Origin of the sequence: Mesorhizobium sp. M0195, from assembly GCF_040322115.1 — a bacterium.
Classification (GTDB): Bacteria; Pseudomonadota; Alphaproteobacteria; order Rhizobiales; family Rhizobiaceae; genus Mesorhizobium.
This window is the reverse complement of the sequence record NZ_JAMYSV010000005.1, coordinates 151,199-165,287: the sequence shown is the minus strand read 5'-3', so window position 1 is coordinate 165,287 and position 14,089 is coordinate 151,199. Positions and strand designations below refer to the sequence as shown.

At 62.3% G+C, this 14,089-nt stretch carries 17 protein-coding genes; 7 read left to right on the top strand and 10 right to left on the bottom strand.

Going from position 1 to position 14,089, the window contains the following annotated elements; all coding sequences use genetic code 11:
- Positions 1 to 75 precede the first annotated feature (75 nt).
- Positions 76 to 546, bottom strand: coding sequence for an RDD family protein (locus NKJ12_RS13715; RefSeq protein WP_352506527.1), 471 nt, complete (start codon positions 544 to 546; stop codon positions 76 to 78).
- A gap of 210 nt (positions 547 to 756) precedes the next feature.
- Between NKJ12_RS13715 and sthA the strand changes: the two genes are divergently transcribed.
- The gene (gene sthA, locus NKJ12_RS13710) at positions 757 to 2,145 is read left to right on the top strand and encodes a Si-specific NAD(P)(+) transhydrogenase (RefSeq protein WP_352506526.1); all 1,389 of its coding nucleotides are present in this window, start codon (positions 757 to 759) and stop codon (positions 2,143 to 2,145) included.
- A gap of 9 nt (positions 2,146 to 2,154) precedes the next feature.
- Here the strand turns inward: sthA and NKJ12_RS13705 are convergent, their stop codons facing one another.
- Positions 2,155 to 2,829 carry an alpha/beta hydrolase gene (locus NKJ12_RS13705; protein WP_352689395.1) on the bottom strand — a complete coding sequence of 225 codons (675 nt, stop codon included), beginning with the start codon at positions 2,827 to 2,829 and terminating at the stop codon, positions 2,155 to 2,157.
- 216 nt (positions 2,830 to 3,045) lie between these two features.
- Between NKJ12_RS13705 and NKJ12_RS13700 the strand changes: the two genes are divergently transcribed.
- Positions 3,046 to 4,221: an OpgC family protein gene (locus NKJ12_RS13700; protein WP_352506524.1), complete on the top strand. Its 1,176-nt coding sequence runs from the start codon at positions 3,046 to 3,048 to the stop codon at positions 4,219 to 4,221.
- Positions 4,222 to 4,244: 23 nt separating this feature from the next.
- On the opposite strand, the gene NKJ12_RS13695 is transcribed toward NKJ12_RS13700, so the two are convergent.
- Positions 4,245 to 5,327 carry a LacI family DNA-binding transcriptional regulator gene (locus NKJ12_RS13695; RefSeq protein ID WP_352506523.1) on the bottom strand — a complete coding sequence of 361 codons (1,083 nt, stop codon included), beginning with the start codon at positions 5,325 to 5,327 and terminating at the stop codon, positions 4,245 to 4,247.
- A 164-nt stretch (positions 5,328 to 5,491) separates the two neighbouring features.
- On the opposite strand from NKJ12_RS13695, the gene NKJ12_RS13690 reads away from it, so the two are divergent.
- Together NKJ12_RS13690 and NKJ12_RS13685 are read left to right on the top strand one after the other, a co-directional pair.
- Complete coding sequence (locus NKJ12_RS13690) at positions 5,492 to 5,635, top strand: hypothetical protein (protein WP_352506522.1); 144 nt, start codon at positions 5,492 to 5,494, stop codon at positions 5,633 to 5,635.
- Positions 5,636 to 5,698: 63 nt separating this feature from the next.
- Positions 5,699 to 5,842, top strand: coding sequence for a hypothetical protein (locus tag NKJ12_RS13685; protein WP_352477145.1), 144 nt, complete (start codon positions 5,699 to 5,701; stop codon positions 5,840 to 5,842).
- A gap of 70 nt (positions 5,843 to 5,912) precedes the next feature.
- On the opposite strand, the gene NKJ12_RS13680 is transcribed toward NKJ12_RS13685, so the two are convergent.
- Positions 5,913 to 6,284 (bottom strand): DUF423 domain-containing protein, encoded by a 372-nt coding sequence (locus NKJ12_RS13680; RefSeq protein ID WP_352506521.1) that lies wholly within the window; start codon positions 6,282 to 6,284, stop codon positions 5,913 to 5,915.
- A 53-nt stretch (positions 6,285 to 6,337) separates the two neighbouring features.
- A complete protein-coding gene (locus tag NKJ12_RS13675; protein ID WP_352506520.1) occupies positions 6,338 to 7,597 on the bottom strand; it encodes a multidrug efflux MFS transporter in 1,260 nt (419 codons plus the stop codon).
- Positions 7,598 to 7,778: 181 nt separating this feature from the next.
- Between NKJ12_RS13675 and NKJ12_RS13670 the strand changes: the two genes are divergently transcribed.
- Both NKJ12_RS13670 and NKJ12_RS13665 read left to right on the top strand, forming a co-directional pair.
- Complete coding sequence (locus NKJ12_RS13670) at positions 7,779 to 8,441, top strand: GntR family transcriptional regulator (protein WP_352506519.1); 663 nt, start codon at positions 7,779 to 7,781, stop codon at positions 8,439 to 8,441.
- A 97-nt stretch (positions 8,442 to 8,538) separates the two neighbouring features.
- A complete protein-coding gene (locus NKJ12_RS13665; RefSeq protein ID WP_023674477.1) occupies positions 8,539 to 8,796 on the top strand; it encodes a DUF982 domain-containing protein in 258 nt (85 codons plus the stop codon).
- 50 nt (positions 8,797 to 8,846) lie between these two features.
- On the opposite strand, the gene NKJ12_RS13660 is transcribed toward NKJ12_RS13665, so the two are convergent.
- Both NKJ12_RS13660 and NKJ12_RS13655 read right to left on the bottom strand, forming a co-directional pair.
- The gene (locus NKJ12_RS13660; RefSeq protein WP_352703165.1) at positions 8,847 to 9,005 is read right to left on the bottom strand and encodes a hypothetical protein; all 159 of its coding nucleotides are present in this window, start codon (positions 9,003 to 9,005) and stop codon (positions 8,847 to 8,849) included.
- Positions 9,006 to 9,126: 121 nt separating this feature from the next.
- Positions 9,127 to 10,170, bottom strand: coding sequence for an aldo/keto reductase (locus tag NKJ12_RS13655; protein WP_352703163.1), 1,044 nt, complete (start codon positions 10,168 to 10,170; stop codon positions 9,127 to 9,129).
- A 280-nt stretch (positions 10,171 to 10,450) separates the two neighbouring features.
- Between NKJ12_RS13655 and NKJ12_RS13650 the strand changes: the two genes are divergently transcribed.
- Positions 10,451 to 10,924 (top strand): polyphosphate kinase 2 family protein, encoded by a 474-nt coding sequence (locus NKJ12_RS13650; protein ID WP_352703161.1) that lies wholly within the window; start codon positions 10,451 to 10,453, stop codon positions 10,922 to 10,924.
- Positions 10,925 to 10,969: 45 nt separating this feature from the next.
- Here NKJ12_RS13650 and NKJ12_RS13645 read toward each other — a convergent pair whose 3' ends face one another.
- From NKJ12_RS13645 to NKJ12_RS13635, 3 genes are all read right to left on the bottom strand, one after another.
- Positions 10,970 to 11,617 (bottom strand): dihydrofolate reductase family protein, encoded by a 648-nt coding sequence (locus NKJ12_RS13645; RefSeq protein WP_352477155.1) that lies wholly within the window; start codon positions 11,615 to 11,617, stop codon positions 10,970 to 10,972.
- 515 nt (positions 11,618 to 12,132) lie between these two features.
- On the bottom strand, positions 12,133 to 13,164 hold the full coding sequence (gene hemB, locus NKJ12_RS13640) for a porphobilinogen synthase (protein WP_352506516.1): 1,032 nt from the start codon (positions 13,162 to 13,164) through the stop codon (positions 12,133 to 12,135).
- Positions 13,165 to 13,250: 86 nt separating this feature from the next.
- A complete protein-coding gene (locus tag NKJ12_RS13635) occupies positions 13,251 to 14,075 on the bottom strand; it encodes a DUF8605 domain-containing protein (RefSeq protein ID WP_352703159.1) in 825 nt (274 codons plus the stop codon).
- Positions 14,076 to 14,089 lie beyond the last annotated feature (14 nt).

The following is a 14,089-nucleotide window of genomic DNA, read 5'->3' as shown; positions in this document are numbered from 1 at the left end:
GGATTGTGAAAGCCTGGTTGATTGGACGTCTTCACATTTGTGCGCAAAGGCTGCGGCCGCGCTTCAAAAGTCTGCTCAGCGGCCGCTGCGGCTGACGACAGTGCCGAGCAGCAGGTCGTGCAGCGTGCGCTTGCGATCGGAAAACAGGCTCACCAGCAGGACCAGCGGCGAAAGGATGACATTGCCGGCCCAAAACAGCACCGAATGCACGACGGCGGTCAGCCCGTCGATGGGGCTGCCGTCGAGTCGGTCGAGCCGGATGCCCATTATCTTCATGCCGGTGGTGGCCTGGTCTTTACTGCCGAGCGTGTTCCAGATGTAGAGGATGGCGACGGCTGGCACGAGAATGGAAAACAGCATCCAGCCGAGGCCGAGCGTCAACAGCCCGAACAAGAACACCAGGATCGCGAATGGAATGGTGAGCAGCGCCACGATGAAATAATCGATGAAGAAGGCGAGAATGCGCCGCGTGCGTACGCCCTCATAGGCGCTGATATCTTCGAGCCTGCTGGTGATGATTTCGCCGTCGAGAACGCGAGCGTTCATGTCATTTCCTCGTAATCGAACCCGGGTTAATGCACGGGGCCGCTTGTGGATGAAATGGTGAAGGTTCGCGGCGGAATCAAGATCGAGCCGTCCACCATGTAGATGGTGACGGAGCACTTGGCGCCGTCTGTGACTTGTTGAATTTGTGGCGCGGATAGCGTTAGCTTGCTGCGGCGCAACAAAAGCGCCAAGCCGAGGGGACGGGGCGACATGGACTACGACATGCTGGTCATCGGCAGCGGCCCATCCGGGCGCCGCGCCGCGGTGCAGTCGGCCAAGCTCGGCAAGTCGGTGCTGGTGGTCGACAGAGGCCGGCGCCTCGGCGGCGTGTCGGTGCATACCGGCACCATCCCGTCGAAGACGTTGCGCGAGACGGTGCTCAACCTCTCAGGCTGGCGCGAGCGCGGCTTTTACGGTCGCGGCTACCGGGTCAAGCAGGACATTTCGGTTGGCGATCTGGTCGAGCGCCTGCATAAGACGCTCGACCATGAGGTCGAGGTGCTGCAGCACCAGTTCATGCGCAACACGGTCAAGAGCGCACGTGCCGCGGCAAAATTCCTCGGCCCCAACAAGGTCAGCCTGACCACCGACACCGGCGACTACAGCGAGGTTGGCTTCGCCCATGCGCTGATCGCGGTCGGCACCCGGCCGCACCGGCCGCGCGACGTGCCGTTCGACAAGACACGGATCTTCGACAGCGACGAGATGCTGGAGCTCGACCGCCTGCCGCGCACTCTGACGGTGATCGGCGCCGGCGTCATCGGCGTCGAATATGCAACGATCTTTTCGGCGCTCGACGTGTCGGTGACGCTGGTCGAGCCGCGCAATACCATGTTGGATTTCGTCGACCGCGAGATCGTCGACGACTTCATCCATCAGATGCGCGACCGCGGCATGACCATCCGCTTGGGCAGCGCCGTCAAGGAGATCGCCTCGAAACCCGATCATGCCGAGGTGATGCTGGCCGACGGCCGCACCATACGTTCCGAGATGGTGCTTTATGCTGCAGGGCGTACCGGCAATGTCGGCAGCCTGGGCTTGGAAGCGGTCGGCATTGAGGCCGATCCCAGGGGCCGCATCAAGGTCGATCCGCAGACGTTCCAGACAAGCGCGCCCAACATCTATGCCGCCGGCGACGTCATTGGTTTTCCGAGCCTGGCCTCGACTTCGATGGAGCAGGGCAGGGTGGCCGCCTGCCACGCGTTCGGCGTGCCGTTGCCGCCGCCGCCCGAAACCTTTCCCTATGGCATATATGCCGTGCCGGAAATCTCCACTGTCGGCCAGTCCGAGGAGCAGGTGCGCGAGAGTGGTGCAGCCTATGAGGTCGGCGTGGCGCGGTTTCGCGAGACCTCGCGCGGCCACATCATGGGCGTCAACACCGGCTTTCTGAAGCTTCTGTTTTCGATCGAAACACGCCGTCTGCTCGGCGCCCATATTGTCGGCGAGGGCGCGACCGAACTCATCCACATTGGCCAGGCGGTCATCAATCTCGGTGGCACTGTCGACTTCTTCGTCAACAACACCTTCAACTATCCGACGCTGGCCGAAGCCTACAAGATCGCCGGGCTGGACGCCTGGAACCGCATGGGGCGAGGCTAGCTTCGAGGCTTATCGATCTGACGTTGCAACGGCGGCTGCAGGATCTGCCAGCCACCGCCTGACGATCGCGGCGTCCGGATTGCCGATTTCATGGCCGGAGGCGACGGTGTGGGCCTCGACTTTGGCGCCATGCCGGCTGAGCAGTCCGACCAGCGCGAGTGCGAAGGGCCGGTAAATCAGGTCGTCGGCGCCGGATAAGATTACCACCCGTGCGTTGCTGAGATCCGCCGGCGGCACCTCGTCCAGAACCGGCATCGGGCGCAGCAAAGCCGCTTGGACGATCAGCCGCGGATGAAGCAGCATCACGCTTGAAACCAGGTTGGCGCCGTTGGAGTAGCCGATAAAGGAGGCTCGGGCGAGATCGAGGTCGTGGCGTTTCGCGGCCTTGGGGATGAAGTCAGCGAAAGCGTCCGCCTCTTTGCGGATGCTGTCCTGCTCGAATCGTATCGGCGAAATCCGCCTGAACCAGCGGAAACCGTCTTCCTGGGCGATGCGGCCACGCACCGCCACCAAGGTGGCGTGCGGCGAGACTTGGCGCCCCAGCGGCACCAGAGTCGTCTCGTCGACACCCGATCCATGCAGCAGAAAGAGGCACTCTCCGGTTGGTGCTGCGGGCCTGTAAACGCGATAAAAAAATGGCAGGTCGCGCCGCAAAAAGTCATCTTCCGGAGGTTTTTCGGACATAGTTGCATCCTTTTGTTTTCACGATGTTTCATTCATTTGCCGGCTTCAAAACGGAATATTTTCAAGCTCCGCGAAAGTTGATTGAACCGGGCGCATTTCAGTCCGTTTCTTTGCCGATATAATCCCCGCGGGAGGGATTCGAAGCAGTGTGCGCCGGGTGGTCGCCCGGGTGGTCGCATACCGCGCATGAACAACCAGCTTTAAGGCCTTTTATCGATGACCATGCCAGTTTCGCCGGAACGCGATACGCGTATTGACGTGTTCCGGGCACTCGCCCTCCTGACCATATTCATCGACCACGTGCCGGGCACAGTTTTCGAAACCCTGACCTACAAGAATTTCGGGTTTTCGGATGCGGCCGAGGCCTTCGTGCTGATCTCCGGCATGTCCGTCGCTCTTGCCTACGGCACCAGATTCCAGCCGGGAAACCGGTTGGTCGCAACGCTGAAGATGTGGCGCCGCGCCGGCGTGCTCTATGTCACCCACATCGTCACGACGATGGTGGTCATGGCCATCTTCTGCGCAGCGGCGGTGTTTGCGAAACGGCCGGACCTTCTGACGCTGATCAACATCGAGCCGCTCGTCAGGAATCCGCCGCAAGTCCTGGTCGGTGTCGTCACGCTCGGCCATCAGCTCGGTTACAACAACATACTGCCGGTCTATGCGGTGCTGCTGTTGATGGCGCCGGCCTTCCTGCTGTTCATCAGCTACAGGCCACTGGCCGCGCTTGCCGTGTCCGCAGCCCTTTGGCTGGTTGCCGGAATCTACCAGATCGCGCCGCCGAACTACCCGGAGCCCGGGTTCTGGTTCCTCAATCCGCTGTCATGGCAATTGCTGTTCAATATCGGCATGGCCAGCGTGTTGCATGTGCGGCGCGGCGGCACCATCCCGGTCAATCGATGGCTGGTCGGCGCGGCGGCCGCCTATGTGCTGACGGCGCTCGTCTGGGTGCATAGCCCGCTGTGGGGGCATGTGTCATGGCTCGACCTGCCGGTGGTGCTGACCGGTTTCGACAAGACGTTCCTGTCGTTGCCGCGGCTGCTGCACATCCTGGCGATGAGCTATCTGGTCGTCGCCTTGCCTTTCGTCTCGAACCTGTTCCGCACCGGCCGCGACAATCCGCTCGCCATATTGGGCAAACGCTCGCTGCCGGTTTTCATTGCCGGCACGGTGATTGCCATGGCGGCGCAGGTGATGAAGCTGATCAACCCGGGCGGCATTGCCTATGACAGTCTGCTGCTCGCCGCCGGCATCGCCATGCAGTTCGCGCTCGCCTTTTATCTGGAGTGGCTGTCCGCAATCGGCTGGTCCGGCAAGGGCAAGCCGGTCCGCAACGAGGCGCTGCCTGTTCGTCCATCCTTTGGCATCGGTCCCATGGCGGCCAATAGATAAGATTTGGAGCCGATCTGCCCCAGTCAGCCTGTACTTGGCGGTGGTCCGGACGATGCCCTGACGACAAGTTCGACGTCGAGCGTTTCTCGCCGCACCGTGCCGTCGAAGTCGAGGATTCTTCGCGCTGCCCGGCGGCCGATCTCGGCGATCGGCTGGGCGATGGTGGTGAGCGGAGGCTCGCAAGTTGCGGCTTCAGGCACGCCGTCGAAGCCGACGACGGAAACATCGCGGGGAACCGCGATGCCCCGTGCGTTGAGCCATTCCAATGCCACCATTGCGATCCGGTCCGACATCGCCAGGATGGCGGTCGGCGGTTCCGCCGAGGCGAAGATGGTTTCAAGGCCAGCCCTTGTGCTCGCCTTATCGTTTTCGGTCTCGTAGACCGGCACTTTGGTGGTGTCGACACCAAACCGGGAAAGCTCTTCGAAATAGCCGAGGAGGCGATCACGGGTTCCGGTATAGGACGCCGTCCGGACCTGCTCGGGCGAGACAAGACCGGTGCTGTCGTCGGCGAAGGCCAGCGACAACACGGCGAAGCGGCGATGTCCAAGTTCCGCCAGATGGCGCGCCGCGAGCCGGCCGCCGGCAACATTGTCGATACTGATCGCGGAGACCGTGTCGTCCTGCGAGCCGAGCTCGAGCGCGACGAAGGGGAGCTTTCGTTCGCGCGTCAGCTCAACGAGACGCGGACCGCCCTCGATGCAGAACAGGATGAAGCCGTCCACGAGGGCGCTCTGGATATTCCAGGCAAGTTTTTCCTCGTTGCCAGCCGACACGAGGGCTATTCCCGCGCCGGTGGCGTCGCAGGCCTCCGAGATGCCGGCCATCATCACGCGGGCAAACGGGTCGTCGAAGAAATAAGACAGCGGCTCGGTTGTGGCGACGCCGATTGCATTGACCTTGCCGGCGCGCAGCAGGCGGCCCTTGGGATCCGGGCCGGCGTAGCCCAGCGCGTCGGCCGCCGCCTTGACCCGCTCGCGGACCTCCTCGCGCACGATTTCGGGACGGCTGAAGACATTGGAGGCAGTGCCGTGCGATACGCCCGCGGCCTTGGCGATGTCCGCCAGCCGGATGGGCCTCCTGCCGCCTTCGGTGAGTGATGCCATTTGTTTGTCTCCAGGACTCCTGTCCAACAGTATCGCCGATTACCTAACATCTTCCTTGGATCGATTCAAATTTCTGCTTGACATTTATAATGTGACGCGTATTCTTGAATCGATCCAAGAGCGGTTTTTATCCGCAGATTGGATCGATACAAGAGGAGAGCGCCATGCACCCCGTCAATTATCTGTTCGAGGACATTTACCGGAACGACTGGAGCATCCGCTCGGGCGCGGATGTCCGTAAGGGGCGCGACAGGACCGGTCCGTGGATTCGCGACCTGCGTTTCCTCGTAGGGCGCAAGCGGAGCTGATCGGCGGCCTATTATTTGTGCCCGCGCATTGGATCGATTCAAAAAGCTAGAGGACATTAAGCCATGCATCCGATCAAGCATCTGTTCGAAGACATCTATCGCAATTATTGGGGCATCTCGCCGGCCACCGAACGGCTGGAGCGACGGCGTATAGTCAAGACGCCCAAGCGCGACGGCCAAGTCCGGCCCGAACGTCCGCAAGACTGAGCTGGCAAGACAGAGCTCGTGGATCGAGCGCGGCTGGCGAAAAGAGCAGCGGCCGCCATTGGTTGCCGCATCAATGGCGGCGCGGGTGTACCAGCGCCGAGGCGGCCATCACGAGCCAGCCGCCGATGAGCAACGTGCCGCCGATCGGCGCCGACATCGGGAACAGCCGCGAGCCAAGGAAGTCGCGGGCCAAAAGATCTCCCGAGAAAAGCAGAAGCCCGACGAGAAGGATGAGGCTTCCGGTTCGCAGGATTCTATTGCCACCGAGCAGCCCGACGGTAAGGAAGACCGGCGCATGCATGAGCAGGAAGGATGCGGCCGTACCGACGAAAGCGCCGCCGAGATGTGCCGCCGCCGCCGAAAGAGCCACGCCGGTTGCGCCGCATAGGCTGCCGGCAAAAATCAGAATGCGACTGCCCGCCGTCTGTTCAGCCATGCTCATTTCCACGCCTCCGCGATTCCTGGCGACCGCCTGAGATAGTGCGGCGAACCGTGTCAGGATTTGCCGGCTTCCGCCAGCATGGCGCGTTCGCGGCGCGACTGGACCAGCCAGTTATAGGCCGCTCCGCCCGCCATCAGCACCGATGTGCCGAGAAACACCGAGCGCATACCGAAATGGCCGCCGACGAAGCCGCCGAGCAACGGTCCGGCGACCTGCCCGACATATTGCGCCGAGATCGACAAGCCCAGCACATTGCCGCCGACGCCGTCTGGCACATTGTGGCGGATGACGCTGGTGATGCAGGGCACGAGACCGCCAAGCGCCAGGCCCATCAAGAAACGCAGGCCGACGAGTTGCCAGCCCTGCGTAACGAAGGCCTGCGGGATCAGGAGCAGCGCCGAGACGGCGAGTGCGGCAACGATTACGTTCCAATGGCCGATACGGTCGGCGAGCTTGCCGAGCCGCGACGCTGACAGGATGGCGCCGAGCGCTGCCGCGGACATGACGATGCCGGAGATCAGCGTGACCTGGCTCTGATCTTCGATGAGCTGTTGGACATAGACGGTGATGATCGGCTCGATCGACATGGTGGCAAAACTCAACAGCATGCCGGTCGCCAGCATGGCGACGACGGGGCGCTTGTCGGGAATCTGCGACCAGCCGCCTCTCGCTTTTTCTTGTGACGCCGCCTTGACGGCAACCGGGCGAGGGGCCTCCCTGATCAGCAAGGTGGTTGCCAGAAACGCCAGGAAAATGACGCCGCCGGCGAGCAGGAAGGTGGCGCGGATTCCAATCAGCGGCGGCAGCGCGCCGCCGAGCAGCGGACCGACCAGAGCACCGGCGGTTATGCCGGCCGACAGCACGCCCAGCGCCCAGCCAGAGCGATCCTTCGGCGTCTGCATGGCAACCAGGATGGTCGAGCCCGAAGAATAGCCGCCGGCAAAGCCGATCAGCAGGCGCAGGAGCACCAATTGCCAGACGGTCTGCACCATGCCGGTCAGCGACATGCACAGCGCCATGCCGAAACTGGCACGCACCAGCATCAGTTTGCGGCCGTAGCGGTCGCCTAGCCGCCCCCACAAGGGCGCAACCAGCGCGGCAGCAAGGAAGGTGGCGCCGTAGGCAATGCCCGACCACTGGACGATCGCCGCGTGACCCTCGGCGCCCAACTGCTCGACGTACAGCGGCAGGAAGGGCAACAGCAGCGTCATCGCTACAAGCGTGCTGAACGAGCCGGCAAAACACACGGCGAGATTGCGACGCCAGTGGACGTTGTGCGTGCCTTGCGTGGCGAGGGTGGCGTCTTGCGGCATGTCCTGTCCTGTCCCGCCGGCTTGGATGAAAACTTGTTGTGGATCCCATTTTGGTATACCAGATTGGTATCCATCATGGACGCAAGGCTGGTCGCTGTCAATGCGGCCCCTGCAAAGGGATCGGCAACAAATGGCCGGTGAACAGAGAGCCAATGAACCGGCTCCAACAAAAGGAACGCCAATGTCGCAGATGCAAAACGTCGAAAAGCAGCTTCGCGAGATGATCCTCGGGCTCGAGATCGGTCCCGGCGAGCGGCTGACGGAGCGCTGGGTCGAAAGCCGTTTCGGCGCCTCGCGCACGCCGGTCAGGGCGGCATTGCTGCGGCTCGAGACCGAAGGCCTGATCTGCCGCGACGGCCGCGGCTGGACGGTCTCGCCTATTAATCTCGCCGAACTCGAGCAGATCGCCGTCTATCGCGAGGCGGTCGAGGTCGCGGCGCTCAGAATAACTTGCACCTTGCAGGACCGGAGTGCCGTCGAAATCATTGAGGGGATGCTCGATTCTTGCGACGACAAGACGCCGCGCGAGGAATGGCATCGCGTCGGCATGGACTTTCATATCGAGTTGGCGCGTCTGTCCGGCAACGAGTTTCTGTTCAGAGCGGTTCGCGACGCGATGACACGCCTGTCGCGCGCCCGCTGGCTCGAGGTTCGCGACGAGGCAGCACTTGGCCGTGCCTGGGCCGAACACCATGCCATTCTGTCGGCGGTACGGGCCGGCGATGCCGATAGCGCTGCCCGCCTGCTTTCAACCCATATCATCGGCAGCCGCGACCGGCTGGTGACCTCGCTGCGCAACGACCGGCGCGGCCTGCGCGCCCGGGGATTTGCCGTCGTCGCTTGAGTGAGGATCCGCGGCCATTGATGACGAAAAAGGGCAGATGAGCGAAGAATGCTACTTTCGGTCTCGCTTCGCAAATGCCGATGGCGTAAGAGCGGCGATGGAAAACAACCGATTTGACACACCCGTGACCGTCAAGGGCGCGGCAGGAAGCAATCAGCTCTTGCGTACGGCCCGCGAGGCTTCCGACTACCTCCTCAACAATTGGCCCGGCAAGCGCAGCCCCAAGCACCGCGAAGCGCTGCAGGCCTGTCATGATGCGCTGGCCGGCGACAAGCCGGCCATGAACGCAAGACGGGCCTTCATTGCCGCCGCTCGTGAAGTGAACGTCTTCGTCAGCGACAAGGCGCCCGCCTGAGGCATAGCGGGATTTGACCGAGGCCCGGACCGCCTGACAGGCCGGGCGTATCACTCGGCCGTTTCGGCTTTGGTTTGGGATTCGCTCTCGCCCTCGGGCTTCGATCGCTCCTTGGCTGCGACCTTGGCAGCCTGCTTCTCCGCCTTCTTGGCGGCCTTCTGCCGGTCGCGTTCCTTGCGTTCCTGACCGTAGTTCGGTGCTCGTGCCATATCGGTTCCTTTCATTGTGCTTGGCCTTTGCCTAGGAGCATTGGGCCGCAAACACAACACCGCAAGGCACGATCGGCTCCATATCTCGGCGCAGTCCGGGAGCCTGGCTTCAGGCTGTTTTTCAGGCGCCGTCGCGGTCGAGGACGAGATCGGCCGGCCCGAACCGGTCCTTTGCCGTGAATTGCTGGTGCCAGTAGGGATAGAGCACGGGCGGCCTGCTGACCACATCGAGCCGTGTGCGTTCCTCATCGCCAAGCACCAGGCTTGCAGCGGCGATATTGTCTTTGAAATGCGCTTCGGTTCGTCCGCCGATCACCAGCGAACTGACAGCGGGCCGGCCGAGCAGCCAGGCAAGCGCAACCTGCGCCGCCGACACACCGCGGTTGTTGCCAATGTCGATCAGCGCGTCGACGATCCGCCACAGCCGGTCCTCGTCGCGGATCGGCGGTTCCGACCATCCGCTGAGCTGGCGGGCGGTCGGCTGGTCACGGTGGTATTTGCCGGACAGCAACCCGCCGGCAAGCGGGCTCCAGACCAGCACGCCGAGCCCTTGGTCGACCGAGATCGGCAACAATTCATACTCGGCCTCGCGCGCTTCCAAGGTGTAATGGATCTGCTGGGTGACGAAGCGCGGCTGGTGATGACGGTCACTAATCCCCAGCCCCTTCATCACTTGCCAGCCGGAATAATTGGAGCAGCCGACATAACGGACCTTACCCTGTGCGACCAGAGTGTCGAGCGCGGCGATGGTTTCCTCAAGCGGTGTCAGGCCATCCCACTCGTGCAGGAAATAGATGTCGATGACATCGGTCCTGAGGCGCTTCAGGCTCCTCTCGCATTCGCGGATCAGATGGTAGCGCGACAAGCCCTCATCGTTGGGGCCTTTGCCGATCCGCATGCGCGCCTTGGAGGCGATCAGCACGTCGCCCTTGCGCTTGCCTCCGAGCGCCTCGCCGATGATCTCTTCCGACACGCCGTTCGAATAGACGTTGGCGGTGTCGATGACATTGACGCCGGCATCGATGCAAAGGTCGATCATCCGGCGCGCCTCGTCGAGGTCGGTCTTGCCGACCGCCGAAAACGCGCCGCCGCCACCGAACGTCATGGTGCCCATGGTCAGCGTCGAAACCTTCAGCCCGGAACGGCCGAGAGTGCGGTATTCCATGTCGTATCCTCACGATTTATCGGGAAAGGGCGTTGCAAACGACAGCCCTCAATGAACCGGGCATTTGTAGGATAATTCGTTCCGCTTGTCGCCAGTTCCGCAGGGCAAGCTCGATCACATCTTTCCGATTGAACGCACAGCCAGCGCAGCAGTGGCTGCAATAAAAACCGTCATTGCCGGCCTATACTAACATCGGTTCAGCGCTTCGATTTCCGGCCGCCGGGCCGGGCGGCGGAGCGCCTGACAGCGGCCGGCAAGGACTGTAAGCGGAGCAGCGCAAATGACCGAGATAAAACAGAATTCTCCGGCCAGGGACTGGCTGGAAGCGGAACTCGCCGACACGCTCGACGAAGATTATGAGCTGGAAATCTCGGAGCCGGCGCTGTCGATGGAGATCGCCAAGATCTACAAGAATGCGCATTCGCCATCGATCGACCGCCTGCAGTATTTTCGCGATCTCATCACGCTGCAATCCGAATTGATCAAGCTGCAGTCCTGGGTCGCCTATCACAAGAAGAAGCTCGTCGTGGTCTTCGAGGGCCGCGACTCGGCGGGCAAGGGTGGCGCCCCGTGGTTCATCGTCGAGGGCAACGACAAGAAACGGGCACGGCTGAACTGCATCGACCAACTCCTCAAGCAGATGCCTTATGAGGAGGCGCCGCACGAAGAGATCACACTGCCGGAGCGCGTCTTCAATCCCGAATACAAGCGCCAGGTACTGCCGCGCGAACTGTATGTGCCGGAGAAGTACTGACTAAAGCGGCGAGGAGGGCGCTGCTCTGTGGCGCCCTGCGACAAGCTAGGTACGCTCGATGATGACGTGCGTGGCTTTCGGCGTCGCGACCTGCTCGCTGCAGCGATAGCCGAGCTTGGGCATGTCGATGCCGGCAAAAAGGTTCTCGCCGGCGCCCAGCAGGACCGGTGAGATCGCCAGATGCAATTCGTCGATGAGCTTTTCCTGGAGATATTGCCGGATCGTTGCGACGCCGCCGCCGAGCCTTATGTCCTTGCCGTCAGCCGCTGCTTTCGCCTTTTGCAGCGCTGAGTGGATGCCATCGGTCACGAAATAGAAGGTCGTGCCGCCCTCCATGACAATCGGATCACGCGGATGATGCGTGAGCACGAAGACCGGCACATGGTAGGGCGGGTTGTCACCCCACCAGCCTTTCCAGCTGTCATCCGGCCATTCGCCGCGGATTGGCCCAAACATGTTGCGGCCGAGGATCCATGCGCCGACGTTTTCGAAGCTGCGTGCGGCGAACGCCTCGTCAGTGTCCGTGGTCCCGCCATCCTTGCCGAGGACCATCTTGCGGAAAGTGCGGGTGCCAAACATCCATCCGTGCAGGGCTTCCCCGCCAACACCCAGCGGGTTCTTCAGGTCTTGGTCGGGACCGGCGCCGAAGCCGTCGATCGACAGGGTGAAAGCGCTGACGCGAAGTTTGGACATGAGAGCCTCCTCGATAACCAATTGTGACATGCAAGCAGTTATCGGGTTAGCTTAACTGATTGCATTTTGCAAGCGGTGTTTTTGGATCGCCGGCTAGCGATGAACGGCTGGGCCACAACCGCCAATCTCCCAACGCTGGCGATTGGCCATAACCAACCATCCCGTCGTCATCCTGGGGCGAAGCAAGGAGCGAAGCGACGCGGCGCAGACCCTAGGATCCATGCCGTGACATCGGCCGAAGAACACAGCGGCCCAGAACGACGAACCACGCGAATGGAGATCAAGAAGACCAATCCGGAATGGTTCGAACTTTTTCGGAGAACCGGATGGTTGCGTTCGGTTTTCGATCCGCCGGAGCACTGCCGCCAGGTCACGGCATGGATCCTGGGGTCTCCGCGACGGAGCTTCGCTCCTGCTCGCCCCAGGATGACGAGGGGGAGGGAGGATTCGGCCAATCCCGAAGGTTTACGACAGGCCCCATCCCATGCACCAAAGTCCCAAAACGATGCGATCACCTATCCCTTCAGCATCGCCGCTACTTCGGGCGCAAAGTAGGTGAGAATCCCGTCGCAGCCGGCGCGCTTGAACGCGAGCAGCGATTCCAGCATCGCCTTGTCGCCGTCGATCCAGCCATTGGCGGCGGCGGCCTTGATCATCGAATATTCGCCCGAGACCTGATAGGCGAAGGTCGGCATCTGCAACTCGTCCTTCAGCCGGCGGATGATGTCGAGATAGGGCAGGCCGGGCTTGACCATCAGCATGTCGGCGCCTTCGGCTAGATCCTGCTCGGCCTCGCGCACCGCTTCGTCGGAATTGGCGTGGTCGATGTAATAGGTCTTCTTGTCGCCCTTGAGCAGGCCGGCGGTGCCGACCGCCTCACGATAGGGGCCGTAAAAGGCGGATGCGAACTTGGTCGCATAGGACATGATCGCTACATCCTGAAATCCATTGGCGTCGAGCGCATCGCGGATGGCACCGATCCGGCCGTCCATCATGTCCGAGGGGGCAATGATGTCGGCCCCCGCCGCCGCCTGAATGACGGCCGCCGCCGACACCTGCTCCACCGTTTCATCATTGACGATAATGCCCTCGCGCAAGATGCCGTCATGGCCATGCGAGGTGAACGGATCCAGCGCCGCGTCGGTGATGATGCCGATCTCCGGCACCGCCCGCTTGATGGCGCGGGTGGCGCGGTTGATGATGTTTTCGGGATCGAGGATGTGCGAACCGGTCTGATCGCGCAGGCCGAGCTCCACATTGGGGAAAGTGGCGATCGCCGGAATGCCAAGCTTGGCCGCGCGCTCAGCCTCCTTGACGGCGAGGTCGAGCGACAGGCGGAACACGCCGGGCATGGCGGCGATCGGTTCGCGCACTTGTCTGCCGTCGACGACGAAGATCGGCCAGATCAGATCGTCGACCGAGAGCCGGTTCTCCTGGACAAGGCGGCGCGACCAATCGGCCTTGCGCATGCGCCGCAGCCGCCGGCTGCCGGTGATCTCGTCGACGCTGCGCGCGCCGGCAGGCTTTGCAGGTGTGAATTTGTTCATCGCCAAAACTCCGGACGGGCGGCTTTTACCACGAGCCTTCGCTGCTGACCAATGCGACACGATTGTGCCAGCGGTCCTGTTGGGCGTTATTCTGGTTGACCATTGCCCGACAGGATCTGCGCAGCACCCCGCATGGCGACGCGGAATGCCTCGTCGAAGCTGACACCGCGCACTTGCCACTTATAAGCCTTGCCGTTCATGGCAAGCCGCCAATCGGCGATCCAGCCAAACTCCTTGTCGCTCCAGATCAGGCTGCCGGCGAGCGCCTGATCGGCACCGGCCTTTCGGGCAAGCTGGTCCAGCGTCGCCATATCGGCATGGCGCAGGGCCCGGTCGTCAAGCTTCGAGGCCGACAGCAGCGACGCTTCGGGAAACACAATCCGCATGACCAGCGGACCGGTGGCATTAACGAAGGATTCGCGCATCGCCGCCCCGCGCTGGTCGTCGGCAGTCAGCGCGAACTGCCTTGTGCCTTGCTCCGCCGCCAGAAAAATCGCCAGGCGTGGCCGCTCGGCCAGCCATGGCTTGCTGCCAAGCGCGGCAAGCACCGGATCGATGGCGTCGGGCTTGTACAGGCAGGTGAGATCATGCGGCCGGTCGTGAGTGCCTTGTTCGTCATGGACCGGAATGCCTTCAAGGCGGTCGTGGTAGCGGAATTCGGCAACGAAGCTGCCGGCCTTGTCGCGCAGCGCCGCCATCTCAGGTTTTTTCGCCAGCCGCTGATCACCCGAGACACGCACCAGCACCGCATCCAGACATGTCTTGAAACCGATCTGGCGATTGACCTCGCCCTGGCCGGTGACGATGGTCTGCGATTGGTAGAGACTATCCACGGTTTCGGCCGATACGGGAGGAGTGTTCGCAGCGATTAGGCCGACCACCACAACAGCAAGGCGTGGCAACCAAGGCATGGTCCAACCTTCCA

Coding starts and splice junctions, on each gene's coding strand:
- NKJ12_RS13660 (WP_352703165.1), bottom strand. CDS start 9,005: ATGGCACGAGCACCGAACTACGGTCAGGAACGCAAGGAACGCGACCGG.
- NKJ12_RS13715 (WP_352506527.1), bottom strand. CDS start 546: ATGAACGCTCGCGTTCTCGACGGCGAAATCATCACCAGCAGGCTCGAA.
- NKJ12_RS13675 (WP_352506520.1), bottom strand. CDS start 7,597: ATGCCGCAAGACGCCACCCTCGCCACGCAAGGCACGCACAACGTCCAC.
- NKJ12_RS13635 (WP_352703159.1), bottom strand. CDS start 14,075: ATGCCTTGGTTGCCACGCCTTGCTGTTGTGGTGGTCGGCCTAATCGCT.
- NKJ12_RS13650 (WP_352703161.1), top strand. CDS start 10,451: ATGACCGAGATAAAACAGAATTCTCCGGCCAGGGACTGGCTGGAAGCG.
- NKJ12_RS13685 (WP_352477145.1), top strand. CDS start 5,699: ATGCATCCGATCAAGCATCTGTTCGAAGACATCTATCGCAATTATTGG.
- NKJ12_RS13645 (WP_352477155.1), bottom strand. CDS start 11,617: ATGTCCAAACTTCGCGTCAGCGCTTTCACCCTGTCGATCGACGGCTTC.
- NKJ12_RS13670 (WP_352506519.1), top strand. CDS start 7,779: ATGTCGCAGATGCAAAACGTCGAAAAGCAGCTTCGCGAGATGATCCTC.
- hemB (WP_352506516.1), bottom strand. CDS start 13,164: ATGAACAAATTCACACCTGCAAAGCCTGCCGGCGCGCGCAGCGTCGAC.
- NKJ12_RS13665 (WP_023674477.1), top strand. CDS start 8,539: ATGGAAAACAACCGATTTGACACACCCGTGACCGTCAAGGGCGCGGCA.
- NKJ12_RS13680 (WP_352506521.1), bottom strand. CDS start 6,284: ATGAGCATGGCTGAACAGACGGCGGGCAGTCGCATTCTGATTTTTGCC.
- NKJ12_RS13700 (WP_352506524.1), top strand. CDS start 3,046: ATGACCATGCCAGTTTCGCCGGAACGCGATACGCGTATTGACGTGTTC.
- NKJ12_RS13655 (WP_352703163.1), bottom strand. CDS start 10,170: ATGGAATACCGCACTCTCGGCCGTTCCGGGCTGAAGGTTTCGACGCTG.
- sthA (WP_352506526.1), top strand. CDS start 757: ATGGACTACGACATGCTGGTCATCGGCAGCGGCCCATCCGGGCGCCGC.
- NKJ12_RS13695 (WP_352506523.1), bottom strand. CDS start 5,327: ATGGCATCACTCACCGAAGGCGGCAGGAGGCCCATCCGGCTGGCGGAC.
- NKJ12_RS13690 (WP_352506522.1), top strand. CDS start 5,492: ATGCACCCCGTCAATTATCTGTTCGAGGACATTTACCGGAACGACTGG.
- NKJ12_RS13705 (WP_352689395.1), bottom strand. CDS start 2,829: ATGTCCGAAAAACCTCCGGAAGATGACTTTTTGCGGCGCGACCTGCCA.